The sequence below is a fragment of the Streptomyces sp. NPDC043685 genome, assembly GCF_056436585.1.
This window is the reverse complement of the sequence record NZ_JBWKCH010000016.1, coordinates 93,901-103,122: the sequence shown is the minus strand read 5'-3', so window position 1 is coordinate 103,122 and position 9,222 is coordinate 93,901. Positions and strand designations below refer to the sequence as shown.

8 protein-coding genes and 1 pseudogene are annotated in these 9,222 nt (G+C 69.0%); 3 read left to right on the top strand and 6 right to left on the bottom strand.

From position 1 onward, the window contains the following. Positions 1-136: 136 nt before the first annotated feature. From AC0665_RS36955 to AC0665_RS36945, 3 genes are all read right to left on the bottom strand, one after another. Positions 137-988, bottom strand: a complete 852-nt coding sequence (locus AC0665_RS36955) for an IS5 family transposase (protein ID WP_478706731.1) — start codon at positions 986-988, stop codon at positions 137-139. Positions 989-1,084: 96 nt separating this feature from the next. Then, the gene (locus tag AC0665_RS36950; protein WP_478706730.1) at positions 1,085-1,279 is read right to left on the bottom strand and encodes a hypothetical protein; all 195 of its coding nucleotides are present in this window, start codon (positions 1,277-1,279) and stop codon (positions 1,085-1,087) included. A 78-nt stretch (positions 1,280-1,357) separates the two neighbouring features. Next, positions 1,358-1,924, bottom strand: a complete 567-nt coding sequence (locus AC0665_RS36945) for a hypothetical protein (protein WP_478610916.1) — start codon at positions 1,922-1,924, stop codon at positions 1,358-1,360. A gap of 839 nt (positions 1,925-2,763) precedes the next feature. On the opposite strand from AC0665_RS36945, the gene AC0665_RS36940 reads away from it, so the two are divergent. Both AC0665_RS36940 and AC0665_RS36935 read left to right on the top strand, forming a co-directional pair. Next, a complete protein-coding gene (locus AC0665_RS36940) occupies positions 2,764-3,285 on the top strand; it encodes a hypothetical protein (RefSeq protein ID WP_478610913.1) in 522 nt (173 codons plus the stop codon). 208 nt (positions 3,286-3,493) lie between these two features. Continuing rightward, positions 3,494-3,919 (top strand): annotated as a pseudogene (locus AC0665_RS36935) (IS5 family transposase); the annotation flags it as partial. Here the strand turns inward: AC0665_RS36935 and AC0665_RS36930 are convergent. Continuing rightward, positions 3,916-4,149 carry a hypothetical protein gene (locus tag AC0665_RS36930; RefSeq protein WP_381207806.1) on the bottom strand — a complete coding sequence of 78 codons (234 nt, stop codon included), beginning with the start codon at positions 4,147-4,149 and terminating at the stop codon, positions 3,916-3,918. The pseudogene AC0665_RS36935 and the gene AC0665_RS36930 sit on opposite strands and share 4 nt — an antisense overlap. Before the next feature lie 671 nt (positions 4,150-4,820). On the opposite strand from AC0665_RS36930, the gene srmL reads away from it, so the two are divergent. Further along, on the top strand, positions 4,821-5,942 hold the full coding sequence (srmL, locus tag AC0665_RS36925) for a PheS-related mystery ligase SrmL (protein WP_478610909.1): 1,122 nt from the start codon (positions 4,821-4,823) through the stop codon (positions 5,940-5,942). 49 nt (positions 5,943-5,991) lie between these two features. On the opposite strand, the gene AC0665_RS36920 is transcribed toward srmL, so the two are convergent. Both AC0665_RS36920 and AC0665_RS36915 read right to left on the bottom strand, forming a co-directional pair. Beyond that, positions 5,992-8,400 carry an ABC transporter permease gene (locus AC0665_RS36920; protein ID WP_478706729.1) on the bottom strand — a complete coding sequence of 803 codons (2,409 nt, stop codon included), beginning with the start codon at positions 8,398-8,400 and terminating at the stop codon, positions 5,992-5,994. Next, positions 8,400-9,167, bottom strand: a complete 768-nt coding sequence (locus AC0665_RS36915; protein WP_478610904.1) for an ABC transporter ATP-binding protein — start codon at positions 9,165-9,167, stop codon at positions 8,400-8,402. Before AC0665_RS36915 ends, AC0665_RS36920 begins: the two co-directional genes overlap by 1 nt. Positions 9,168-9,222 lie beyond the last annotated feature (55 nt).

The following is a 9,222-nucleotide window of genomic DNA, read 5'->3' as shown; positions in this document are numbered from 1 at the left end:
AGCGACCACAGTTCGTCCGAGACGATCCACGGACGCGACTCCCTCTCTCCCACGAGGAGTCCAACGAGCAGCCAAACCGACAGTCACATGATCAACGGCTTCTGTTAGGACCTCTTAGAGAGCATCTGATCAGTGTTCACGCCGATACGAGTGGGATGTCCGTTTCGATTCGCCAGGTTGGTACGGATTCTCCTGTCAGCTCGCGGGACATTTTGTTAGCCATCGCCCAGTGGATCATCGTGCGGGATCTCTGCGGGAGGGCTTCGTAGTCCCGCGCCAGGCGACGGTGCTGCATCAGCCAGCCGAAGGTCCGCTCGACCACCCACCGCTTCGGCAGCGGCTCGAACCCCTTAGCCCGTGGCCGTTGCACTACCTCGACATCGATGCCAAGCCGGGCGCCGTGGTTGAAGATGCTGTTCTGGTAACCGCCGTCGGCCCAGACCTTGGTCACGCTGGGATGTGCCGCGGCCAGGTCGTCGAGCAGAAGTTTGCCGCCGGTGGTGTCGTGCACGTTCGCGGCGGTGACCAGGACGGCCAGCACCAGACCGAGCGAGTCCGTGATCAGGTGCCGCTTGCGTCCTTTGATCTTTTTGCCGGCGTCGATGCCCTGGCTGGCCTCGGCGACGTTTGCCGAGGTCTTCACGCTCTGCGCGTCCACCACGGCCGCGGTGGGCTCCTTGCTGCGGCCGTGAGCCCGCCGGGCCTTGTCGCGTAACAGGTCGTGGACCTGCTGCGTGGTGCCGTCGGCTTCCCACTTCGCATAGTAGTCGTAGACGGTCTTGTACGGCTGGAAGTCGTGCGGCGGGTACTCCCATGGGATGCCGGTGCGGTTGACGTAGAGGATCGCGTTGACGATCTCCCGCAGGTCGTGCACCCGAGCTGCCGTGCCGGGTCCGGTCCGTCTCGCCCGCCAGGCGGCGAAGACCGGTTCGATCAAGGCCCAGCGGGCGTCGGACACGTCACTTCGGTACGGGCGACGAACACTCACGCCTCATGCAACGACGACCAACGACGCCAGTCACAAAAACGTCCCAGAACGCCAACTACCCAGATCAGATGCCCTCTTACGCTGGCAGAGCACCAGTCACGGACGGGTGAGCCGCCACAGTTGAGTTTCAGCCCGCGCTTCCTCCGCCGGCATCTCGCGCACCAGGTGATAGAGGTTCTCGAAGTACTCCTGCCACCGGTTCGGATCGGGCAGGTCGTTCCTCGCGCGCTTGGCGCGCTCTGCCTGCACCAGCGGCTCCATACGCAGCGCCGGCCTTTGGGCCAGTGTCACTCGCCCACCCCAAGAACCCACCGTGTCCGGCCTGCAGGTCTGCCCTGAGGTCGGTGTGCTCGTCCTTCGTGCAGCGGATCAGGACCCGTCGCATTGGGGGGCGTCCTGCGCCGACATGTTCCACGCCTCCGAGCTCACCAGGGTGGGCTGCCCAGACGGTGCCCATGCGTCCATGCGCGCGAGGGCCCCGCCGCTGTTACGGATCCAGGCCTTGCTCATCGGGTCCATGAACTCCAGCCGGAGTTGCCCCAGGTCCCCTTCCGTCAGATGCATCGACGGCTCTTCTACGGCCATGGAGTCGAGCAGCGCCTTGTTCGGGACGGCTATCTGCTTGCAGGGCTGGAGGAGGTCCAGGTCCCATGTCACCTTGCTCGCCGGGAGCGTGAGCCGCATCGCCATGACGCGGGAGCTTCCGTTCACCACGATCACCTCCGAGCCCATTCGGTAGAAGTCGACAAGGTTCGCGTACGCCTTCTCCCGGTCCTCCTTGGACCGGCTCTCCTCCGCGGCCGCCCGCTGCTCCGCCTTCTCGGCGCGCTGATCCTCCCTACCGGCGTACAGCTCGGCCCGAATGCCGAGAATCAGTCCCGCCAGTGCCGCCATCACCGTGACGGCGCCGACCACGAACCGTCCGAGATCCAACATCGTGACCCGGTACGGGCCGGTACTAGATTCCTCGGACGCGTCCGCGTCAACGGCTGGCGCGGACTCCCCCTGTGGGGCCGAAGTCTGTGCTGCGATAGGTCTTGGACCAGGTGGAGACACGGTCTGCGGTGTGCTGCTGCCGTCATCAGTCCCGGAAGCCTGCGCGAAAGCAGCGGGCGGACCGGCAGAGGATCTGGCTCCTGCCTGGGACTCCGACGAACTCGCCGCATCTTCGTTTCGGGCCATGCTGCAAGAATGCCCAGACTCCCCGACTTTGAGGGCCTGTTGTGACATATGGTCCAGATCCGGCGCAGTTTGATCGCCTGGGTTTCGGCCGGCCAGAACGTCCGTCAAGCCGGGCGGGCAACCATCCCAGCGCGGCCCTGTCGGCGGCCGACAAGCCGACGTCCGGGGGCGGCTTGCCCGGCTTTCCCTTGGGGCTGCCCCGGCCACTTCCGGCTCAGCCAGCCACGGGCATCGGTTACAGCGGGCGGTCGAGCCCCGTGCCCTGGATGGCGTGCGTAAAGTCCGGGTACGCGCTGGGCTTCGGGGCCAGCCGCTGCCAGGTTCCGGTGGTGAGGATCGCGGTGGCGAACTGCTCGCGAACACGGGGGCGAGGCCACCGGCGATGGCGGGTTCGTCGTAGATGAGGTGGATGTGGGCCGCCCATGCCGGGTGAGGTGTCCGCATCAAGCAGCGCCTGTGAGGCGGCGAGCCCGCCGACTCGGTGCTGTGTGCTGGCCCGCGCCACGCGCTGCGGGCACAGCCTGCCCGCGTGATCCCTGTCCCAACCCGCCCGGGCCTAGGGCGTGTGTCGGAAGTGCTCTAGGTTGGCTGACGTGAGTACGCAGGGGCGGAGTTACCGATACGTCGGACCGGTCGAGCTGAAGGCTGCGGTCCGGCCTGACAGCGGCGGGTGCCCGATCGGCTCGGCGGCTGACTTCGACAGCTGGATCGCTGAGCTATCGGCAGCAGAACTGGCCGAACCGTTCACCTTCGTGGTCGGCGTGGACGGTGTGCTTCGGCTGGCGCCGCGACGGAGCGAGCACGTGGCCTGTGCCGGCGGAGCCATGGTCTTGAGTGCCGGCGAGATTGGTTTCGTGCGCGAGCGGGACCGGTGGGCTGTGAGCACGGTCAGCAACCAGTCCACCGGATACTGCCCCGACATCGGCTCCTGGTCGGCAGTCGCTCGTGCTCTGGACGACGTAGGAATCGAACGGCCCTCCAGCTTCACCCACGAGGTGGTGTTCCGCCGGTGTCCTGATTGCCAGAAGCACAACATCGTGCGCGAGGACGACTTCGTCTGCGTGTTCTGCGGCAGCGATCTGCCGGAGACGTGGAACGTGGATTCCATCGTGTGATGGCCGAGGGTTATAGCCACTCGTTGATGGCCGCGACGAGGACGGTCGCCTCGTAGCGGACCGCGAGTTTGTCGTATCGCGTGGCGACAGCCCGGTGAATCTTGAGGCGGTTGATCCCGCACTCCACCGCGTGACGCTCGCGGTAGTCGACCGGATCGAAGTGCGGTGGCCGGCCACCGCGGGAACCGAGCTTCCGGCGGTGGCGGGCCTGGCCGTCCTCGTCACGCCGGGCAACGTCAACGACTCCACCGCCTTCGACGCGGTCCTGGACGCGGTGAGAGTGCCCCGGACCGGCGTCGGCCGGCCGCGCCGCAGGCCCGACGCGGTCATCGCCGACAAAGCGTATTCGTCACGGGCGATCCGCCAGACGCTGCGGCGCCGCGGCATCCGGTCGGTGATCCCGGAGAGAGCGGACCAGAAGGCCAACCGGATACGGCGCGGCCCGGCCTTCGACCGCGATCTCTACAAGGCCCGCAACGTCGTCGAACGCTGCTTCAACCGGCTCAAGCAGTTCCACGCCATCGCGACCCGCTTCGACAAACTCGCCGCCCGCTACCGGACCGGACTCCACCTCGCGGCACTCATCCTCTGGCTCCGCGAACCCCAACAAGATCATTTGTCAGCCAGGTCCTAGTAGATGTGATCGTCGGCGCGTTCATCCTCGGGCGTCCGTCGAAGACGCCACACGCCGAAGCCGGCCCCGAGGGCCCCGCCCATGAGAGCTGCCGCTCCTGACCACACGCCGCTGGGCGAGAGCGCCGCAGCGAGCAAGCCGACCAACAGGGCGCCAACCAGCAGGTACATGACGACGATGAAGCACGCAGCGAGGTATCGATTCCTCAGCGGCGTCATGCCACCTTGCATGAGGTCCTCCTGTCCCCTTCGGCTGGTCCCCTTCTCGCCTTTCCCCGAACGTTCACGGCAATCCGGCTCACGGGGCACGCCCTGACGGGTCAGCGCGAGGCCGTGCGGGGCCGGGGCGGTGGAAACGCCTCGCAGAAGTTGAGCCAGAGCCCGTTCTGATGAACAGAGCCACACACCCTGACTGTTTTGGGCACAGGCGCTTCACCTACGGAAGAAGGGGCGCCGACCACTGGTCTTCTGCGCGCTACCTGTGCCATCCAGCTTCTCGCACTCGCGCTCGCCGTGGCGCGCGAACGTCCGACCATGCGGCGCTTGCAGGGGGCCTATGCACTGGAGCGCCAGCCAAATTTGGCGTTGATCCTTCCTTTGGGAGTGGGCAGTGCAGCGGTCGCACCCCTCACCAGCCTGCTGGCACCAGGTGACGCTCGCCGGTGACCTGGTGGCTGCCTGGTGGAAACAGCGAGGCCCGGCGCCGTGGGCCAGCTATAGTCCTGGTGTGGCCGTCGTAGCGATCTCTCGCCGATTTACCGGCCCCCTGGCCCCCGAAGGGCGCCGCAGGGGTCGGACTTCGCCACGTCTCCAGAGCTGAGTCGGCTGATTCCACCGTGCGGCCAGGCCCAGGGGCTGGGGGGTTACGAATCCCCGTCACAGCTCTTGACCAGGAGGCCGACATGCCTGCCCACCTTTCCCCTGAACAGCTCGCCCGTGACCTGTCCATCCGGGACCTCACCGACCCTGCCGCCGGACAGCACGCCCTCCAGTTCGTCCTCAACCACGCCGTCGAGGCGTTGGCGACTCGCTGGGGCTGCGAGGTCCGCTGGTGCCGCGGCGAGCGCACTGTCACCGTCGAGGACAACTACGACAACCTCGGCTACCGCCCCGACGACATTACCCGCGACGCCCGCTACACCCGCTACGTCGACGACCAGCGCATGCTGCGCAGCCACTCCAGCGCGCTGATCCCGGCCGCGCTGCGTGCCTTGGCCGCGGATCCGGTCGACGACGTGCTCCTGGTCTGCCCCGGACTGGTCTACCGCCGCGACAGCATCGACCGCCTGCACACCGGCACGCCCCACCAGCTCGATCTGTGGCGCATCACCCGCCGTCCGGCCCCCATGACCACGGATGACTTGGACGCAATGGTCACGACCCTCGTCGAAGGACTACTCCCCGGGGCGAAGCACCGCCGCGAAGACCGTGTCCACCCTTACACCCTCTCCGGCCGCCAGGTGGACGTGGATCGCGACGGCGAGTGGATCGAGGTGGCGGAGTGCGGCCTGGCGCACCCGAAGGTGCTTGAGCGGGCCGGCCTCGACGCCTCCTGGAGCGGCCTGGCGCTCGGCATGGGGCTCGACCGGATGCTGATGCTGCTCAAAGGCATCCCGGACATCCGCATCTTGCGCTCGGCCGAAGCGTCCGTGGCCGCACAGATGACCGACCTGACCCCTTACCGGGCCGTGTCCGCGATGCCCGCCATCCGCCGGGACCTGTCCGTCGCCGTCGAACGCGACGACCTGGGCGAAGACCTCGGCGACCGGGTCCGTGACGCCCTCGGCCCCGACGCCGACTGCGTGGAAACCGTCGAGATCCTCAGCGAGACGCCATGCGCCGAACTCCCGCCGCAGGCCCTGGAGCGGCTCGGAGCCCATCCGGACCAGAAGAACGTCCTCCTCAAGGTGGTCCTGCGGCACCTGGACCGCACCCTCACCGACCACGATGCCAACCTGTTGCGTGATCGCATCTACGCCGCCGTCCACCAGGGCAGCGCCCACCAGTGGGCGGCGATCAGCTGATATGAGTCGAGGGTCGGCGCCTTCCGGCCTGTGGGGAGGTGTGTGTGGGTTACACCGCCTGCTTGCGCAGCGTCTTCGCGGTGACCGCGAGTCCGGCGAGGACGGCCACCACGAGGGTGCCGAGGACGGCGGTGGTGAGGGTGCCGGTGCTCAGGTGCAGGCTCACGTCGGACGAGGTGGCCTGGGAGAGGCCGGAGGCCATGCCCGCCAGCGGGGGCAGCGTCACCAGGATGCCGAGGGCGGCGCCGATGACGATGACCAGGGACGTCTCACCGACCGAGACCAGGAGCAGCTGGCCGACGGTGCCGCCGGCGGACTTCATGACCCCGAAGTCGCGGCGCCGGCCGTGGGCGGCCATGGCCATGCTGTTGGCGACGGCGATCACGCTGTAGCCGACGGCGATGACGATCAGCATCATGGCGAGGCTGTCGGTGAGCTTGGCGTCGGTCTGGTAGTCGGCCAGGGCGTACTCGGCGGCGTCGTGCAGGGCGGTGCCGGGGACGGCGCCGGAGGCCTTGGCGTTGCCGGGGACGAAGATGTCGTCGGTGAGCGCCGCCGGGTCGTGGGCGCGGACCAGGTCGCGGGGGACCACGAAGTCACCGCGGGCCGGGTCGTCCGGCAGGACCGAGCCGACGCGCAGGGTGACGGCGGTGCCGTCGGCGAACCGGACCGGGACGTCCTCGCCCTTGGCCAGGCCCAGCTTCTTGGCGGTGCGCTCGCCGAGGACGGCCTCGCCCGGCTTGCTCCAGCGCGGGTCCCGGCTGCCCAGGACGTCGAGGACGGTGGCGTTCCCGGCCTGCTCGGTGCCCTTGGCGGCCGACGCGTCCTTGAGGACGAAAGCGCGGGTCGGCAAAGCGGCCTTGCCCACCGGGTTGGCGGCGACGACCTCGTCGGTGTTGCCGGGGGTGCCGTCCGGGGTGACGATCGTCTGTCCCGACACCTTCAGCGCCTCGCCCGCCGGGTACGCCACCCGCATGGTCTCCACCATGCCGCTGAGCAGCACCGCGAAGCCGACGGCGGCGATCACAGGGGCCACCAGGGAGGCGGCACGGCGCGGGTTGGCGATCAGCTCCGCCCGGATCAGGACCGGGCCGGCGGAGCCGCCGCGCTGGGAGGGGGCGGTCAGGAACCGGCCGACGGGCCCGATGAACGCGGGGGTCAACAGGGCGGCCGCGACGATCAGCGTCATGGTGGCGAAGATCGCCATGTTGATGCGGTTGTCGGCGCTGGAGGTGGCGGTGCCGATGGCCAGGAGCACACCGGCCCCGAGGACGGCGAGGCCGGCGATCCAACGGCTGCGCCCCATGCCCTGGTTGGCGGAGCGGCTGTCCAGGAGAGCCTCAATCGGGGCGACCCGGGCCGCCTTGCGGCCGGCGGTCCAGGCACCGACTACGCTGACACCGACACCGATCAAGGAGGCCGTGAGCAGCGGCCAGGCGGCGACCGTGACCTCCATGCCGGGCGGCGCCACGTCGAGGTTGTCGAGGATGGTGCGCAGCACCGGGGCGGCGACCACGCCGGCCACGCAGCCGGCGATCGAGCCGAGCAGGCCGACCACCGCGGCCTCGCCGATGATCATGCGCTTGACCTGCTGGGAGGCGGCGCCGATGGTGCGGAGCAGGCCGATCTCGCGGCGCCGCATCCCGGTCGCCAGGACCAGCATGGAGGCGACCGCGAACACCGTGGTGAACAGGCCGAGGATGGCCATGGCACTGATGAGCTGGACGCCCAGGAAACGCTTGTGCTCGATGTACTGCGGCTGCAGTTCGGACCGGCCGTCGCCGGAGACGACGTCGCCCTTCTCGCCGAGGACCTTCTTCGCGGCGGTGACGATCGCGCCGGTGTCGGCTCCCTTGTCGGCGACCAGCGCGATGGCGCCGACCCCGGGCTGGTGCTGCGCGGCGAACGCCTCGCTGAAGTAGTAGCCGGGGCCGTCCACGGTACCGACGACGGTGAACTGCCTGCGGCCCTCGGTGAGGTTGACGGTCAGTCCGCTGCCCACGGGCGCGCCCAGGGCGCGGTCCACCACGACCTCGTCGGCGGCGCTCGGGGCGCGGCCGGAGACCAGCTTGTTGGGCGCCATCCGGGCGCTGGACCAGCCGTGCCCGGACTCCAGGGCGCCCTCGTCGGTGACGGGCTTGCCGCCCTGGATCGCCTGCGCGTAGAAGGAGCGGTCCACCACGGCGTCGGCCACACCCGGAACCTTGTCGAGTCCGGCCACCAGCGGCTCGGCCTCGGCCTTGCTCCACGGCATCCGGTCCTCGGGGCTGCCGTCGGCGTCGGCGGCCTTGTGGGGCAGGGCCAGGGCGGTGGTGCCGTCGTAGCGGGGCTGGACCCTGGGCCGGGCGGAGTCGTAGATGACCAGGGTGGTCGAGATCAGGGCGACGCCGACCAGGACGGCGACGAAGGCTCCGAGGAAGCCGGACCAGCGTTCGCGTACGTTCGCGAGGATCAGCATCACGCCTCCAACCGGGCCATGTGGGTGGCGATCGCGGCGGCGTTGTTGCCGTCCGAAGGACAGTCGAGCGAGATGCGGTCGGCGATCTGCCCGTCCTTGAGGAAGACGACGACATCGGCCACGGACGCGGCGACCGGGTCGTGCGTGACCATCAGGGTGGTCTGGCCCTCCTGGTCGACCAGCATCCGCATCATCCGGAGCACCTCGCGCGAGGTGGTGGTGTCCAGGGCGCCGGTGGGCTCGTCCGCGAAGAGGACGTCGGGGCGGGTGACAAGCGCCCGGGCGAGGGCGACGCGCTGCTGCTGACCGCCGGAGAGCTCACTGGGGCGGTGCCCGGCGCGCTCGGCGAGACCGACCGCGGCGAGCGCGTTCGCGACCTGCTCGCGGCTGACCCTGCGGCCGGCGAACCGGGACGGCAGCTCGACGTTCTGCGCCGCCGTCAGGGACTCCACCAGGTTGAAGGCCTGGAAGACGAATCCGATGTGGTCACGGCGGAGCTGGGTGCGCTGCTTCTCGTTCTGTTGCCCGATGTCCACGCCGGCGAGGACGATCCGCCCGTCGGTCGGTTGCTCAAGGCCGGCCGCGCACTGCAGCAAGGTCGACTTCCCGGAACCGGAAGGGCCCATGATGGCGGTGAAGGTGCCGCGCGGGAATCCGATGGAGACCCCGTCCAGCGCGGTCACCTGACGACCGCCGGCGCCGTGGACCTTGCGTACACCGTGAAGTTCGACCGTGTCCTGTACCGGGGTTTGCCTCGTTGTCGTCATGCGTCGATTCCACTGCACGGGGGATGGCCGGGGCACTGATCCACCCTCTACTCCT

Excerpts from the sequence above, each read along its gene's own strand:
- AC0665_RS36930 (WP_381207806.1), bottom strand. The coding sequence starts at position 4,149 with ATGCAAGGTGGCATGACGCCGCTGAGGAATCGATACCTCGCTGCGTGC.
- AC0665_RS36920 (WP_478706729.1), bottom strand. The coding sequence starts at position 8,400 with ATGCTGATCCTCGCGAACGTACGCGAACGCTGGTCCGGCTTCCTCGGA.
- AC0665_RS36945 (WP_478610916.1), bottom strand. The coding sequence starts at position 1,924 with ATGTTGGATCTCGGACGGTTCGTGGTCGGCGCCGTCACGGTGATGGCG.
- AC0665_RS36915 (WP_478610904.1), bottom strand. The coding sequence starts at position 9,167 with ATGACGACAACGAGGCAAACCCCGGTACAGGACACGGTCGAACTTCAC.
- srmL (WP_478610909.1), top strand. The coding sequence starts at position 4,821 with ATGCCTGCCCACCTTTCCCCTGAACAGCTCGCCCGTGACCTGTCCATC.